The sequence below is a fragment of the Streptosporangium brasiliense genome (assembly GCF_030811595.1).
GTDB classification, from domain to species: Bacteria; Actinomycetota; Actinomycetes; order Streptosporangiales; family Streptosporangiaceae; genus Streptosporangium; species Streptosporangium brasiliense.
This window is the reverse complement of record NZ_JAUSRB010000001.1, coordinates 739179-755698: the sequence shown is the minus strand read 5'-3', so window position 1 is coordinate 755698 and position 16520 is coordinate 739179. Positions and strand designations below refer to the sequence as shown.

The window sequence follows — 16520 nt, the reverse complement described above, 5'->3', positions numbered from 1 at the left end:
CTGGTGGGTGATGTTGTGGTTGCGGTGCGGGCGGATGGTCTGGGTCAGTGCTCGAAACGCCGCACGACGAGGGTCGCGTTGTGCCCGGCGAAGCCGAACGAGTTGCTCATCGCCACCCTGATGTCGTGCTCCTGCGGCCGGTGCGGCACGAAGTTCAGCCCGGCGTCCTCGGGGTCGTCGCAGTTGATGGTCGGCGGCACGATGCCGGTGAGCAGGGCCTGCACCGTCGCGATGAGCTCGACGGCGCCGGCCGCACCGATCATGTGCCCTGTCATGGACTTCACCCCGGTGATGGGGATGTTGGGGGCGTGGTCGCCGAACACCCTGCGGATGGCGGCGGCCTCGGTCCGGTCGTTGAGCACGGTGCTGGTGCCGTGCGCGTTGATGTGGTCGATCTCGGAGGCGGCCACGCTGGCGTCGTCCAGCGCGAGCTGCATGGCCCGGCGGGCGCCGAGCCCCTCCGGGTGCGGCGCGGTCGGGTGGTAGGCGTCGCTGGTCGCCCCGTACCCCACGACCTCGGCGAGGATCGGGGCGCCGCGGCGCTCGGCGGAGCGGGCGTCCTCCAGCACCAGGACCCCGGCGCCGGCGGCCATGACGAACCCGTCCCGGTCCTTGTCGAAGGGACGGCTGGCCCGCTGCGGGTCGTCGTTGCGGCGCGACAGCGCCCGGGACATCGCGGTCGAGCCGATGTCGAAGGAGGTGATGGAGTTGTCGGCGCCGCCGGCGATGACCGCGTCCACGTCACCGCGCTGGATCATCCGCATCGCCTCCCCCACCGCCGAGGTCCCCGACGCGCAGGCCGTGCTCACCGCGCCGGAGGGTCCGGTGGCGCCCACCTTGAGGGCGATCTCACCGGCGGCGCAGTCGATCGAGGTGGCCGCCGACAGCCACGGCGCCAGGGCGCGGTGGCCGCGCTCGTCGAGCGTCAGCGTGCCGGACTGCACCAGCGCGGTGGGACCGTACCCGGAGCCGATGAGCACCCCGACCCGGTGGGTGTTGGCGTCGTCGATGACCAGCTTGGAGTCCTCGATCGCCTGCATCGCCGCGGCGACGGCGAACTGGGCGTACTTGTCGATCCTGCGGCTGACCGTGCGGGGCATGTACTCCAGGGGGTCGAACCCGGTCACCTCTCCGGCGATCTTCACCGGGAGGTCGGTCGTGTCGAAGGAGGTGATCGGCCCCACGCCGCTCCGGCCCGCCAGCAGCGCGTCCCAGAAGTTCTGGACGCTCAGCCCGACCGGCGAGATGACGCCCTGTCCCGTGATGACGACACGCCGCTGTCCGTACGTTCTCATGAGTGCTGTCCCTCCATTTCCGTGAGGTCGGCCGGCACGTCCTCCAGCCGCACCGGTATCCAGACGACGGCCACGCGGCCGGCGGCGCTCTCCTGCGCCGCCTGCCACAGCTCCTTCTTCAGCCCCACCCGGTCGTCCACGACCGCGTGGTACGGCCCGGGCCGGCCGTCACCGGCCGCGGCGGGCTCCCGCACGAACCGGAAGCGCGAGCTCCCGGCTCCCCCCTTGTCGAGCTGGGCCTGCAGCCAGCCGTAGCCGCCGTTGTCCAGCACGATGTACAGCACCCCGATCCCCTCGTCGACCAGGACGTCGAGGTCGGCGCCGAGCTTGCCGAAGGCGCCGTCCCCGACGAAGGCGGCCACCGCGTGGTCCGGGGCGGCGAGCTTCACCCCCGCCGCGGCGACGGCGCCGAAGCCGAGACTGGTCTGCTCCGACGGCACGATGGAGTCGGCCGAGGCGCCACAGCTCCAGAAGGGGTAGAAGTAGGACCACATGTCCTGCAGGCCGTTCTCCTGCACCAGGATCCGCTTGGCCGGCAGCACCTCGTCGAGGACGTACAGGACCTCGGCGATGTGGATCCCGGGCAGCTCGGCCACCCGCCGCCGCTCGGCGGCCACCCGTCCGGCCGACCGGCTGTGGCAGCTCCGCACGGAGTCGGCCCACTCCGGATCGGCCCCGTTCCCCTCCTCGGCGAGACCCGCCAGCCACGCCCGTACGGCCGCGCCGCCGTCGCCGATGACCACCGGTCCGCCCCATTCGGCCGACACCTCGGCCGGTTCGAGGTTGACCTGCAGCACGTCGGTGCCGGGGCCGGCGAAGCCGGGCCGGTAGGTGGCCGTCTCCTCCAGCCTGCTGCCGAGGGCCACCACCAGGTCGGTCCCGGCCCACAGCGGATGCGACTCCTCGGGGGCGTAGAGACCCGCCAGGCCGCAGAAGAGCGGGTGGTCCTCGTCGACGCTCCCCCGGCCGGTCGCGGTGACGAAGATCGCCGCGCCGAGCCGTTCGGCGAGCCGCTCCACCTGGCCGTCGGCGTTGCGGTGCCGCATCCCGCCGCCGACCAGCAGGACGGGGCGGCGGCTGGCGCGCAGCGCCGCCAGCGAGGTCTCCAGCGCCGGCCCGTCCGGCGTGGGGCGGTGCGTCCGCGGCAGCCGCCACGGACGGCCGCGGACCACCTCGGCCTCCAGCAGGTCGGCGGAGAACTCAAGGTAGACGGGGCCCGGCGCGCCGTTGGCGGCGACCAGGAAGGCGCGCTCGATGGCGGGCACGACCCGGTCGGGGTGGTCGACCCGGTGCGCCCACTTGACCACGGGCGACAGCATCGCCATCTGGTCCAGCTCCTGGAAGGCCCCCGAGCCCCGCGCGCTGGCGGAGGTGCCGGAGGCCAGCACGACCATCGGCGCCCCGGAGCAGCGGGCCTCGACCAGGCCGCCCACGACGTTGGCGGCCGCGGGACCCTTGCCGATGACGCACACCGCGGTCTGCCCCGACCTGAGCGCGTGACCGGCCGCCATGAAGGCCGCGGCCCGCTGGTCGCGGCAGAGCACCATCCTGACGTCGGTGGGTTCGAGCGCCTTCAGCGGGACGAGGTCGTCGTCGGGCAGTCCGAAGACCGTCTCGACTCCGCTCGCCTGGAGGAAGTCGACGGCCGCGTGCCACGCGCTCGCGTAGCCGGCACTGTCGGTGGGGGTCATCGGCTGCCCACCGCCTCGGCCTTGTCCGAGGCGAACTCGGCGACGACCTGGGAGATGAGCAGTGGCTTGGCCGTCCGCTCCTTGCGGTGGCTGACGTAGTTGGCCATGATCCCGAAGCCGCCGAAGGGCTGGTTGCCGTCGTCGATGTCCAGCAGGGTCTCGTCGACGGCCACCATGTGCCGCTTGCGCAGGTGCTCGACGAGCTCGGCGGCGTCGCCGTACACCATCGCCCCCATGGCCCGGTCCTGGTAGTAGCCCGTCGACAGGCGCTCGTAGACCTGCTTGAGGTCGGTGTAGGTGACGATGTTGAAGATGGGGGAGAAGATCTCGCTGAGCGCCATCTTCTCCTTCACCGAGCGCAGCAGCACCGTCGGCTGGATCTGGCGGGTGCGGAAGTCGATCTGGCCGCCGTAGATGATGTGGCTGTCGTTGTCCCGGAGGAACTCGGCCGCCTCGACGATCGCGCTCGGGTAGCACATCGGCCCGTAGTCCGCCTCCGGGTCGTCATACTCGCCGAAGGTCATCGCCGACAGCCGCTTGACGAGCGCCTCGACGAACCTGGGGGCGTCGGACTCGGGGACGAAGAAGACGTCGGGCCCGAAGCAGTCCTGCCCGGAGTTGAGCATCCGGATGCGGATGGCGTCCTCGGAGGCCAGGTCGACGTCGGCCCCGGGGGTCAGGATGAACGGGTTGGCGCCCTGCCCGAACAGGATGAAGATCTGCTCCGGCGACAGGTCCGCGCGGATGGTCTCGGCGTTCTGGTAGGTGCCGGTGAAGACCACGACGTCGGCCTCGCTCACCGGGCCCTCCCGGAACTTCCGCTGGCTCAGCGAGGTCATCTCGACCGGGATCCCGTGCACCGGCGCCAGCAGCTCGTGCAGCCGCCAGGTCTGGTCGGCGACCTGGGTGGACGGCCGCACCACGATGCTCTCGGTGAACAGCGCGGGCACCATCAGATACAGCACGTAGGACGACAGCAGCACGTTGGAGGACATGAAGACCGCCATCTTGTCCACCTTGGACGGCCCGTTGCGGACGACCTCCTCGACCGCGCCGGCGAGCGTGTGCAGCGCCGCGTCGATCTCCATCTCCACCGACTTGTAGTCGGAGATCTCGGTGAGGATCTCGATGACGGCGTCGGCGTCGGTGTGCAGGAAGTCGGCCAGCGCCCGCAGGCCGGCCACCCGCTCGGCGAACGGCACCTTCGCCAGGTCGCCGGGGAGCTCGGCGTCCGCGGGCTCCGGCACGGCCCGGTGCGGCCGTAATCGGGCGGGCCGGTAGACGGCGTTCTCGGCGAGCTTGCGCAGCAGCCTGATGTCGGGCTTGCCGGCGCCGTTGACCGGCAGGGCGGGCAGCACGACGACCTTGTTGGGGTGCTCGTAGGACGGCAGCAGCGAGCAGATGGCGGTGCGCCAGTGCGCCGCCGACGCCTCGTTCGGGTCCTCCACGAAGAAGACCAGCTGGCTGCCCTGCCGCTCGTCCTCGACCCCCACGACCTTCACCGGGCGCCCGCAGAACTCCGCCTTGCGCTGGATGGCCTCGGGGTAGAGGTTGTGTCCCATCCGGTGGACGGCGTATTTGCGGCCCATCACCACGAGGTTGCCGCCCGGCATCCAGTAGCCGAGGTCGTCGGTCGGGTACAGCTCCGTCTCGACCGGCACGATCGTGCCGTCGGCCGCGAGATATCCCTCCATCATGCTCGGCGACGACACGAAGATCTCACCGACCTTGCCGGTCTCCACCGGCTCCCCGTCGGCGCCCAGGACGCGCACATCCACGTCGGTGAGCGGCCGCCCGCACGCCACCGGGTTGGCGAGGTTGGCCAGGGCGATGTTGCCGGCCTCGTTGCTGCCGTAGCCGTCGAGCAGCGGGCGGCTGAAGGTGCGCTCGAACCGTTCGGCCAGCGACGCGGGCAGCGGCGCCCCGCCGGTGCAGAACATGCGCACGGTGCTCAGCTCGCGCAGGGTCCCCGGCCTCCGCTGGGCCAGGGCGTGCAGGCCGTGGTAGGTCGACGGCGTCGCGTCGATCACCGTGACGCCGGCGATGGCGGCCAGCCGCACGGCCAGGTCGAGCCGGTCCCGCGGCGCGATCACCAGGGAGCAGCCGACCGTCCACTGCAGGATCGCGAGCGTCAGCCCGTAGAAGTGGGAGAAGGGCAGCAGCGGCAGCAGCACGTCCTCCGGGCGGTAGCCCATGCGCTCCCGGGTGCGCTGCAGGTCGTTGAGGAAGGCCCGGCCCGAGCGCACGACGCCCTTGGCGGAGCCGGTCGACCCCGAGGACCAGGTGATCAGCGCGTCGGTGCGGGCGTGCCAGGCCGACAGGGAGAGGAACTCCGCCCCCACCTCGCGGCGGCGCGCCTCCTCGGCCAGCGAGTGGATCGCCAGCGTGTCGGTGCCAGCGACGAGGTCGCTGAGGTCGGTGAGGTCGGCGCTGTCGGTGATGAGCAGGCGGGCCCCGGAGACCGAGCTCGTCCTGCGCCGTTCAGCCGCCGTCTCGCGGTGGTCGACCAGCACGATCGACGTGTCCAGGTGCATCAGGGCCAGCAGCACCGCGACGTACTCGGCGGAGTTGTCAGCACTGATCATTACGCGGTCGCCGGCGGTCACCGAGTGTTCGCTCAGGACCGCGGCCATTCCGAGGGCCAGCTCCTCGATCTCGATCGAGGTGTAGGTAGCGGTGGAAGTCACGATTTTTCCGGTCGCCCAGTCCAATGTCTCATCCATTCGTTGCGAGCAGGCGGGGTTCTTCTCAGCTCGACAGGCTTCTCAGCTCGACAGGCTTCTCAGCTCCTCGGCGAGGACGCCGATGGTGTGTTCGATCTGCTGCGGGGTGTGCTCGGAGGTGACGAAGAACCGGAGACGGACCAGCTCCTCGGGCACCGCGGGATAGAGGATGGGGTTGGCGCTGATGCCCCGGTCGAAGAGCCTGTTGGCCAGCGCCAGGCACTGCTGGGAGTCGCCGACGATGCAGGGGACGACCGGCGAGTCGGCGCTCACGCCGGTGTCGACGCCGGCCTCCTTGGCCAGCCGCAGGAACAGCTCGGAGTTGCTCCGCAGCCGTTCCAGGCGCTCCGGCTCCTCGCGCATCACCCGCAGGGCGGCGAGGGCGGCGGCCGCGTTGGGCGGGGTCATCCCCACGCTGTAGACGAAGCCGGGGACGGTGTACTTCAGGTAGTCGACGAGGTCGCGGGAGCCGGCGACGTAGCCGCCGCAGCTCGCCCCGGCCTTGGACAGGGTGCCCGACCACAGCTCCACCTGGGAGCGGTCGACGTCGAAGTAGTCGCCGACGCCGCCGCCGGACTTGCCGACCGTCCCGAGGCTGTGGGCCTCGTCGATGAGGAGGACGGCGCCGTGGCGGTTCTTGATCTCGATGATGGCCGGCAGGTCGGCGATGTCGCCGTCCATGCTGTAGACCCCTTCGATGATGACCAGCGCCCTGCGGTGCAGATGGCGGTGGCGTCTGAGCACCTCCTCCAGCGCGGCCGGGTCGTTGTGCGCGAAGGGCCGGCGGGTGGCGCCGGACAGGTGGCACCCCTGCAGGATGCTGTCGTGGGCCAGCTCGTCGTGGACGATGAGGTCGCCCGCCCCGACGAGGTGCCCGATGACGGAGACGTTGGTGGCGTGCCCACTGACCATGACCACCGCGTCCTCGGTGCCCAGCAGGGCGGCCAGCTCGGCTTCGAGCTCGTGGTGGATCGGCCGGTTGCCGGACAGGAAGCGGCTGGCCGAGACCGAGGTGCCGTAGCGCTCGACGGCCTCGCGGACTGCGGCGTTGACCTTCGGGTGCCCGGAGAGGCCGAGGTAGTTGTAGCTGGAGAAGCTGATCAGCTCCTTGCCCTCCACCACGGTCGTCGAGCTGATGTTGGCCTGGTGGTCGATGAAGTAGGGGTTACGGCCGATCCCCTTCATGAACTCCCGGTGCTCGACGAGGTCGGCCCAGCTCTCGATGCCCGTCTCCATCGCGACCCGCTGCCGCGGCACCGCCGCGTCGGGGACCGCGACGGGGGCGGGGGCGACGTCCGGGACGGGCGCGGCGGGGACCTCGGGGGCCACACCGATCCGCGCGGCCACGGCGGCGACCACCTCGTCGATGGCCGGCCGCTTGGCCAGGCCGGTCAGGCCGCCGGCCAGCGCGGGCCAGACGCCCTGGAGCGAGGTCCGCAGCTCCGTGATCATCAGCGAGTCGAACCCGAGCTCCTCGACCAGGAGGGTCCGGCCGGTCAGCTGCTCGATCGGGAACGCGCCGATCCTGGCGATCTGCTCGCAGACCCGGTCCCGGACGGCGGCGGACCCGCCGGGCGGCGCCGCGGCCGGGACGGCCTGCGGGGCCTGGGCCGGGACGGCCCGCGGGGCCTGCTGGGCGAGGAGCGCCTCGCCGGCGGCCGGCGGCAGGCCGGCTCCGGCCCCGGCGGCGCGCAGCAGGGCGATCTGCTCACGGAAAAGACTGACGATCTCGCTCACATGACTCTCCTCCGCTGTGGACGGTTGTGCGGGACCCGGCTGCGCGGCGGGCGCGGCCGGTCCCGGCTGGGCCGCGGATGCGGGCACCGCGGGCCCGGGCCGTACGGCCTGCGCCGCGGCCGCCGGCCGCGCGGCCGGCATCGGGAAGGGGGGCAGCGCGTGGACCTTGCGCAGCAGCGGCGAGGGCGGCAGGTCCACGACCGGCCGGTGGCCGTCGTCGGGCAGCGTCACCGGCACCCCGAGCACCGCGAGCTGGCCCAGCCCGCTCAGGAAGCTGCGGCCGCCGTCGGGGGTGTCGCCGGACAGCGCGACGTAGTGGCAGCCGTTCTGGTCGCCCAGGGTCCGCCGGGTCATCGCCAGGAGCGAGCGGCCCCCGCTGACCTGGACGAAGATCCGGGCGCCCAGCTCGTGGGCGGCGAGCGTGGCGTCGGCGAAGCGCACCGGCGACGAGGCGTGTCCCTCCCACAGGTCGCGCAGGGTCGCGGGGTCCTCGGCGCGCGCGCCGCTGACGCACGAGACGAAGGCCGCGTCCGCGGGGCGGCCGATCTCGCGCGGCTCCAGGTCCTTGCGGACGTCGGCGCGGACGCCTTCGAGCAGGGGGGTGTGGAAGGCGTTGGAGACCGCCAGCGGCTGGGCGCTGACGCGGGCCGCCGCGCACCGCTCGGCGAGCGCGGCCAGGCCCTCCGGCATCCCGGCGACGACCGTCTGCCGCGGGTGGTTGAAGCACGCGGGCCACACGCCGTCGATCCCCTCCGACAGCTCGGCGGTCGCGGCGGCGTCGGCCTGGACGACGAGCATCCCGCCGCCCTCGCCGGTCTCCGCCCGCCGCATGACGGCGCCGCGGCCGCCCATGATGCGGACCGCCTCGGCCTCGTCCATCGCCCCGGCGGCCGCGGCGGCGGGGAACTCCCCGACGCTGTGCCCGAGCGTCACCGACGGCGTGACCCCGCAGGAGCGCGCCAGGTGGGCGGCCGCGAGGCCGAGCACCCCCAGCAGGGGCTGGCACACGTCGGTGCCCTTCATCCGCTCCCGGCCCGCCTCGCTGTCGGCGCCCTCCCCGTAGACGCTGTCCAGGACGTCGACGCCGAAGTTCTCCCTGGCCACCGCGTCGAGCGCGCCGGCCACCTCGCGGAAGCTGCCGAAGCGCTCGTACAGGTCCGCCAGGAGGTGGGGCCGCTGGCTGCCCTGGCCGGGGAACAGGAACGCCACCGAGCGCTGCTTGGCGTCTACGGGCGCGTCGGCGGCGTACACGCCGTCGCCCAGCGAGCCGGTCCTCCCCTCCCGCAGCGCCGTACCCGCCGAGCGCAGCAGCCGGACGAGCTCGTCCCGGTCGGCCGCCACGACCGCCAGCCGCGCCTTGAGCAGCTCGCGCCCGGCGAGCGTGGCGGCGATCGACGCCTGCGACAGCCCGGGGTCGGCGGCGAGGTGGTCGAGGAAGCGGTCGAGATAGTCGGCCAGCAGCTCCGCCGAGCCGGCGGAGAACAGGAACAGCTCGGCGCGGGGCGGCTCCGGCTGCTCGGCCGGCTCGGGGCCGGCCGGCGCCTCCTCCAGCACGACGTGCACGTTGGTCCCGCCGAAGGCGAAGGAGTTGATGCCCGCGCGGCGGACGGCGGAGCCGGTCCGCGGCCAGGGGACGTTGGCGTCCGGGATCCGCAGGGCGGCGGCCGCCGGGTCCGCCTCCGGGCCCGGCAGGGTCTCCGGCTGGCGGGGGATCACCGAGTGGTGCAGGGCGAGCGCCGTCTTGATCAGGGAGGCCATGCCGGAGGCGGTGAGGGAGTGGCCGATCAGTGCCTTGACCGATCCCAGGTAGGCGGGGTCGGGCTCCGCGCCGGACTCGTTCCGGACCCGTTGCAGCGACTCCAGCTCCACCCGGTCGCCGACCGTGGTGGCGGTGCCGTGGGCTTCGATGAAGCCCACGGAGCCGGGGTCGACGCCGGCGTCGGCGTAGGCCCGGCGCAGTGACAGGCGCTGGCCCTTCGACCGCGGCGTCATCGGCCCGTCGGTGGTGCCGTCGTTGGAGCAGCCGATGCCGCGGATCACCGCGTAGACGCGGTCGCCGGCGGCCAGCGCCGCCTCCAGCGGGCGCAGGACCACCACGCCGACCCCTTCGCCGAGCACGAAGCCGTCGGCGCGGTGGTCGAAGGGCCTGCACACGCCGCTGGGCGAGACCGCGCCCACCTTGGAGAAGCCGATCAGGCTGTGCGGGATGAGGTTGACGTAGGCCCCTCCGACGAGCGCCTCGGCGCACACCCCGGTGCGGAGCGCGACGACGGCCTCGTGCAGCGCGACCAGTCCCGACGAGCAGGAGGAGTCCACCGTGAAGCTGGGCCCGCCGAGGTCGTAGAACTGGCTGACGTTGGTGGCCGCCATGTTGAGCTGCTCGCCCGGGATCGACCAGGGCTCCATGTCCATGGGGTCGGGCGTGAGATACATGAAGTCGGCGGTGCTCATCGCGAAGTAGACGCCCGTGTTCTCCCGGTCGAACGGGCGCCGCTCCCAGCCCGCGTCCTGGACGGCCTCACGGGCGACGTCGAGCAGGAGCCGCTGCTGCGGGTCCATCGTCCGCACCCGCCGCGGCGGCATCCGGAAGTAGGCGGCGTCGAAGCGGTCGATGCCCTCCAGGTAGGACACCTGGTCGGTGTAGGCCTTCCGCGCCGCCCTGCGGTCGGCGGGGTCGTGGAAAACCCCGTGATCCCAGCGCTCCGCCGGCACCGAATGAAATCGGTGCTCGCCGCCGAGCAGGATTCCCAGATATTCGTTCAGATTTCCTGCGCCGGGGAAACGGCATCCCATGCCGACTATCGCGATATCACGCATCGTGTCCCTACTTCGCGTTGGCGCTTCGCCGCATTTACAAGTCATCGCTTCCGAATTAAGCATCGCACCGGCCGGGCCTTTTTCCACCGAGGGAATTACCGAAGTCCTTGGGACCGCGGTCCCCTCCGGACGGCCGGCGCGGTCGTCATTTCACGAGCACGGCCTCGGCGCGCCGCACGCCCTGCCCGAGCCGCACGTACAGCGCCGCCATCACGAGCGCCACGGCCCCCGCCGCGGCGGTGACCCGGAAGGCGTGGTGCCCGTCGAGGGCGTCCGTCACCTGGCCGGAGAGCGACACACCCGCCGCCAGGCCGATCACCAGGGCGCTCTGCACCCAGGCGAACCCCTCGCTGCTGCGGGCCGCGGGCACCAACGTCTCCACGATCTCGTACATGACGATCAGCGTCGGGGCGATGGCCGCGCCGGCGACGAACGCGCTGAGGGCCATCAGCGGCAGGCCGGTGGTGACGACGAGCGGCAGCAGGCCGACGGCCAGGCACGCCGAACAGGCCAGGAACCGCTGGGCCAGCGGTGCCGTCCACTGCCGCGAGCCGTACAGCAGGCCGGTGACGAGGCTGCCGACCGACAGCGCGGCGACGAACGGGCCGGCGAGCGCGGGCCGGCCCAGATCCTCGGTGAAGGCGACCATGGAGATCTCCACCGAGCCGAGGATGACGCCCAGCGCGAGCCCGAACACCAGCACCAGGCGCAGCCCGGAGACCCTCAGGAGGGACGGCTCGCGGCGGTGCTCGGTGGCGAGCGGCGGCTCGGTGCGCCGCATGGCGGCGTAGGCCAGCCCGCCGGCCACCGTCAGGACCAGGCCCGCGACGAAGCCCGCCGCCGGGTGGAGCGCCGCGGCGAGCATGGTGGCGAGCACCGGGCCGACGATGTAGATCACCTCGTCGATGGCCCCCTCGACGGAGAAGGCCGTCTTCAGCTGCGGGGTCCCGCCCACCAGCGCCGTCCACCGGGCGCGGACCATCGGGCCCAGCGGGGGGAAGGCCAGGCCCGCGCAGACCGCCGACAGGAACAGCAGCCAGACCGCGCCCGTCGCGACGCCGGCCATGATGCCGGCCAGCCCGAGCGCGTGCAGCAGCACGACCGGCCGCAGGACCCGCCCCTGCCCGTAGCGGTCGCCCAGCCGGCCGATCCGTGGAGCGGCGAACGCCTGGGAGACCAGGATGGTGGCACCCACCGCGCCGGCGAGTGCGTAGGAGCCGGTGGCCGAGGTCACCAGCAGGATCGTCGCGATGCCCAGCATGGACATCTGCATCCGGCCCACGAAGCCCGCGAGTACGAACCGGCGTACGTCAGGCGAGGCGAGCAGTGCCTTGAAATCGTTGTCAGCCACTCGACAACAGTGCATCGCCGTACTTGCCGCGTTAAGACCGTAGCGAATGTCTTCGGTAATCTCCTCGGTCCCGCAACGGCTGGTCGATGACACTCTGGCTTCCGGCGGACATCGTCTCGCCGCTCCCAAACAAACGCGGAAAAGGGGATGCAATGACCGACGCGATAGGCACCTATTACGACGTCATCATCATGGGCGGCGGGCCGGCCGGATCGACGCTGGGTGCACAATTGGCGCGCACCACGAATTTGAGCACGGCGATTTTCGACAAGGCGCAGTTCCCGCGCGAGCACATCGGCGAGTCGCTCGCGCACCCCACCACGCCCGCGCTGGAGGAGATCGGCGCGCTGGACAAGCTGATGTCCAGCGACTTCAAGGTCAAGAAGTTCGGCGGCCTCTTCCGGTGGAACAAGACGCCCAACGTGGGCTTCTTCGACCACGATTCGTACCTGGAGGACGGGGTGCACCGCTGGGCGGCCCACGTCAACCGCTCCGAGTTCGACCACATGCTGCTGCAGCACGCCGCCGAGTGCGGCGTGTCCGTGTTCGAGGAGACGACGGTCTCGGCCTTCGAGCGGCTGGAGGACGGCTGCGAGGTCACGCTCAACGACGGTCGCAAGGTCCGCTGCGGCTACTTCGTCGACGCCTCCGGGCGCCGCAACAGCATCGCCTCCAAGAAGAAGCGCAACTACCTGTCGGGCTACAAGAACATCGCGATCTGGCAGCACTACACCGGTGCCCAGCACGCCTACGACATCCCCGAGGACTGGAACATCTTCCGGGAGAAGAGCCTGTCCCCCATCGCCTGCTCGGCCTTCTCCGACGGCTGGTGCTGGTACATCCCCGTCCCGAAGATCATCGACGGTGAGCGCGTGATGACGCACTCCGTCGGGATCGTGACCATCCCCGCGATCCTCAAGGAGCCGGGCAAGGACTTCACCGACCTCGAGCAGTTCACCAAGGCGATCAAGGAGATCCCGCTCGTCGGCGAGCTGATCAAGAACGGCACGCCGATCTCCGACAAGATGCAGACCGCCACCAACTACTCCATGATCAACGACCAGTTCGCCAACTTCGACGAGCGCTGGATCCTGGTCGGCGACGCCGCCTACTTCGTCGACCCCCTGTTCTCCTCCGGGGTGGCCTTCGCCATGCACCACGGCCTGTCGGCCGCCACCGTGCTCAAGGCGACCTTCGACGACAGCGTCGACGAGCAGCACAAGCGGGACCTGTGGCACGACTACGACATGGAGTGGCACGGCATCGCCGAGTCCTTCTCGCTCTCGATCGACCAGTGGTACCACGCGATCGGCAAGAGCAACCCGGACAGCATCTACTGGCGCACCCGGGGACAGGACGTCACCACCGAGGTCCGCGAGCAGACCTTCCAGATCCTGCTCAGCACGACGATGGAGCCCGACCTGCTGCGGGTGCTGACCAACCCCGACGGCACCCAGGCCGACCTCGACGCCGAGGGCCCGTACATGAAGGCCTACGGCATGGCCGACCCCGGGCTGATCGGTGACGACGACCTCGTCGCCCTGGCGCCCGGCGCGACGATCCGCAAGAGCCTCGGCCTCGACATCCCGGGCTTCAAGGGCTTCGCTCCGCCGCCGCCCTTCGAGCTGTCACCGGAGGAGCGGGCCGCCCTCACCAAGTACTGGGAGGACCCGGTCAAGAACGGCGACGCGGTGATCTCCCCCCTGTCGCAGCCCCTCCCCTGCCACCGCTACTCGGTCGAGGGCGCCGCCGGCGGCGTCGAGGTGCGCAGCTTCGACGAGGTCGACGGCGGCAAGGTCGTGTGGGACTGCCTGCAGGACGGCGGCATGCGCTACCGCGACCTTCAGGAGAACCTCAACGAGCTCCAGCTCCACCTGGTCAAGCTTCTGTGGCGGACCGGTGTGGTCACCGTGACGCCCGCCTCGTCCACCTCGACCGGCTGAAGGGAAGTGCCGAGATGGGGATACTCACCGGGAAGAACCTGCTCGTCACCGGCGTGCTGACCGAGGCGTCCATCGCGTTCAACGTGGCCAAGGTCGCCCAGGAGCAGGGCGCGAAGGTCGTGCTGACGGGATTCGGCAGGATGAGCCTCGTCCAGCGCACGGCCCGGCGGCTGCCCGACCCCGACACACCCGTCATCGAGCTCGACGTGACCGACGACAGCCATCTCGCCAGCCTCGCCGGGCGGGTCGGCGAGCACGTCGACCGCCTCGACGGGGTGCTGCACGCGGTGGCCTTCGCCCCGGAGGCCGCGCTGGGCGGCGGCTTCCTGGAGACGTCGTGGCCGGACGTCGCGACGACGTTCCAGGTGTCGACCTACTCCCTCAAATCGCTCAGCGTCGCGTGCGCGCCGCTGATGCCCGCCGGGGGCTCCATCGTGGGCCTGGACTTCGACGCCACCGTCAGCTGGTCCTCCTACGACTGGATGGGCGTGGCGAAGGCGGGGCTGGAGTCCTGCTCCCGCTACCTGGCCCGCTACCTCGGGCCGCAGGGCATCCGGGTCAACCTCGTGGCCGCCGGCCCGCTCCGGACGCTCGCCGCCCGCGGCATCCCCGGCTTCGCCGGCGTCGAGGCGACCTGGGACGACAGGTCGGCGCTGGGCTGGAAGGCCGACGACTGCGAGCCGGTGGCGCGCGCCTGCGTCGCCCTGCTCTCTGACTGGTTCCCGGCGACGACCGGAGAAGTGATTCACGTGGACGGAGGCTTCCATGCAATGGGTGACTGAGAAACGCGCCGCCTACCGGATCGGCGCGGCGGCCGGGCTCGGCGGCGTGACGCTGGCCGTGATCGCCGCGCTGTCGGTGCCGATGACCATGCAGGACCCGTTCGCCGACATCTCCGCGGCCGACTACATGAACGGCATCGTGTCGGCGCCCGCGCTCTGGGTGCTGCTCCACCTCGCCGTCACCGTGGGGACCGCGCTCAAGCTGGTCGGCCTGATCACGATCGGCGAGACCTTCGAGAAGTCATCGGCCAGGCCGCTGGCGCTGATCGGCAACGGGCTCGCCATCGCCGGCGTGTCACTGCTGATCACCACCTACGCCCGCGACGGATACGTCCACACCTTCATGGCGGAGACCTGGCAGAAGGCCGGCGCCGGCGGCGACGCCTACGAGGCCATCTTCGCCTCCAGCACCCGGACCGCCTACTCCACGGAGATAACCGGGGTGCTGCTGGTGCTGGGCCTGGCGCCCCTGGCGTACGGCGGCGCCATGCTCCTCAGCTCGCTGTACGCCCGCTGGGTCGGCTGGCTCGGCGTCGTCGGCGGCGTGGGCGGCGTGGTGACCGCCGGCTACCTCTACTCCACCGGACTGACCGACCTCGGCTACGGCGTGCTCTACCCGCTGTTCGGCATGGCGATCCCCACGGTCTGGCTGGTCGCCGCGGCCCTGCGGGTCTGGCGCGCCACCGCCACCGTCCAGAGCCCGGCTCCGCAGCCGGTCGCGGCCCAGGGAGCCGTCGGATGACCCTGCTCGACGAGACCCGCGTCCCCAGTACCGCGCCCGCGGCCGGGGACGCGGACCCCAGGGACCCCCATCCGCGCCTGGCGGCGTTCTTCGACCCCGGATCGCTGACGCTCCTGGCCCCCGCCGACGGCAGCGGGGTGCTCGCCGGCATCGGCCGGGTGCAGGGCGTCAAGGCGGTGGCCTTCGCCAGCGATCCCCGCGTGCAGGGCGGCGCGATGGGCTCGGCGGGCTGCGAGCACATCGTCCGCGCCTACGACACCGCGGTGCACGGGCGCCTGCCGATCATCGGGCTCTGGCACTCCGGCGGCGCCCGACTGGCCGAGGGCGTGGCCTCGCTCCACGCGGTGGGCCGCGTCTTCGCGGCCATGACCCGCGCCTCCGGCGTCGTGCCGCAGATCTCCGTCGTGTTCGGCCCCGCCGCGGGCGGAGCCGCCTACGGCCCCGCGCTGACCGACATCGTGATCATGTCCGCCCAGGGCCGCATCTTCGTCACCGGGCCCGACGTGGTGCGCAGCGTCACCGGCGAGGACGTCGACATGGCCACGCTGGGCGGGCCCGACCCGCACAGCCGCAAGAGCGGCGTCGTGCACGTGGTCACCAAGACCGACGAGGAGGCGTTCGCCAGAGCCCGGACCCTCACCGGGCTGCTGGGCGAGCAGGGCGGCGTGCCCGGCGAGGTCGCCGAGATCGACTTCTCGACGCTGCTGCCGGACAACCCCAAGCGGGCCTACTCCGTGCAGCCGGTCGTCGACGGGCTCCTCGACGAGCGCGGCGTGGAGCTGCACGCCAAGTGGGCGCCGAACATCGTGACCACGCTGGGCAGGCTCGGCGGGCGGACCGTCGGGGTCATCGCCAACAACCCCATGCGGCTCGGCGGCTGCCTCAACGCCGTCTCGGCGGAGAAGGCCGCCCGCTTCGTGCGGATGTGCGATGCGTTCGGAGTCCCCCTCGTCGTCATCGTGGACGTCCCCGGCTACCTGCCCGGGGTGAGCCAGGAGTGGGACGGCGTCGTACGGCGCGGCGCCAAACTGCTCCACGCCTTCGCCGAGGCGAAGGTCCCCCGGGTCACCCTGGTCACGCGCAAGGCGTACGGCGGCGCCTACATCGCGATGAACTCCCGCGCGCTCGGCGCGACCCGCGTCTTCGCCTGGCCGACCACCGAGGTGGCCGTGATGGGCACGGTCGCGGCCGTGCGCATCCTGCACCGCCGCCGCCTCGCCGCCTGCGCCTCCCCCGAGGAGCAGGCGGCCCTGGAGGAGGAGCTGGCCGTACAGCACGACGAGATCGCCGGCGGCCTCGGACGCGCGGTCGAGCTCGGTGTCGTCGACGAGGTCATCGCCACCCACGAGACCCGGGGTGCGATCGCGCGGGCCATCGCCTGCGCCCCGCCCGCGCGGGGCACCCACGGCAACATCCCCCTCTGATCTTGGAGCTACCGG

Annotated in this window: 9 protein-coding genes; 4 read left to right on the top strand and 5 right to left on the bottom strand. The window is 71.9% G+C overall.

The window, feature by feature from the left end:
- Positions 1–44: 44 nt before the first annotated feature.
- The 5 genes from fabF to J2S55_RS03315 form a co-directional block, all read right to left on the bottom strand.
- Positions 45–1295: a beta-ketoacyl-ACP synthase II gene (fabF, locus tag J2S55_RS03335; protein ID WP_306857179.1), complete on the bottom strand. Its 1251-nt coding sequence runs from the start codon at positions 1293–1295 to the stop codon at positions 45–47.
- Positions 1292–2986 carry a thiamine pyrophosphate-binding protein gene (locus J2S55_RS03330; protein WP_306857178.1) on the bottom strand — a complete coding sequence of 565 codons (1695 nt, stop codon included), beginning with the start codon at positions 2984–2986 and terminating at the stop codon, positions 1292–1294. Before J2S55_RS03330 ends, fabF begins: the two co-directional genes overlap by 4 nt.
- Positions 2983–5673 carry an aldehyde dehydrogenase family protein gene (locus J2S55_RS03325; RefSeq protein WP_306857177.1) on the bottom strand — a complete coding sequence of 897 codons (2691 nt, stop codon included), beginning with the start codon at positions 5671–5673 and terminating at the stop codon, positions 2983–2985. The genes J2S55_RS03330 and J2S55_RS03325 overlap by 4 nt, the downstream gene beginning before the upstream one ends.
- 78 nt (positions 5674–5751) lie before the next feature.
- The gene (locus J2S55_RS03320; protein ID WP_306857176.1) at positions 5752–10263 is read right to left on the bottom strand and encodes an aminotransferase class I/II-fold pyridoxal phosphate-dependent enzyme; all 4512 of its coding nucleotides are present in this window, start codon (positions 10261–10263) and stop codon (positions 5752–5754) included.
- A 145-nt stretch (positions 10264–10408) separates the two neighbouring features.
- A complete protein-coding gene (locus J2S55_RS03315; protein WP_306857175.1) occupies positions 10409–11614 on the bottom strand; it encodes an MFS transporter in 1206 nt (401 codons plus the stop codon).
- A gap of 152 nt (positions 11615–11766) precedes the next feature.
- Between J2S55_RS03315 and J2S55_RS03310 the strand changes: the two genes are divergently transcribed.
- Genes J2S55_RS03310 through J2S55_RS03295 form a run of 4 tightly spaced genes read left to right on the top strand, consistent with a single transcriptional unit; the run spans position 11767 to position 16505 of the window.
- Positions 11767–13557, top strand: a complete 1791-nt coding sequence (locus J2S55_RS03310) for an NAD(P)/FAD-dependent oxidoreductase (protein WP_306857174.1) — start codon at positions 11767–11769, stop codon at positions 13555–13557.
- 14 nt (positions 13558–13571) lie between these two features.
- The gene (gene fabI, locus J2S55_RS03305; protein ID WP_306857173.1) at positions 13572–14339 is read left to right on the top strand and encodes an enoyl-ACP reductase FabI; all 768 of its coding nucleotides are present in this window, start codon (positions 13572–13574) and stop codon (positions 14337–14339) included.
- Entirely contained in the window at positions 14332–15081 is a 750-nt protein-coding gene (locus J2S55_RS03300) for a hypothetical protein (protein WP_306857172.1), read from the top strand. The genes fabI and J2S55_RS03300 overlap by 8 nt, the downstream gene beginning before the upstream one ends.
- Positions 15078–16505: an acyl-CoA carboxylase subunit beta gene (locus J2S55_RS03295; protein ID WP_306857171.1), complete on the top strand. Its 1428-nt coding sequence runs from the start codon at positions 15078–15080 to the stop codon at positions 16503–16505. Before J2S55_RS03300 ends, J2S55_RS03295 begins: the two co-directional genes overlap by 4 nt.
- The last annotated feature ends 15 nt before the right edge of the window (positions 16506–16520 follow it).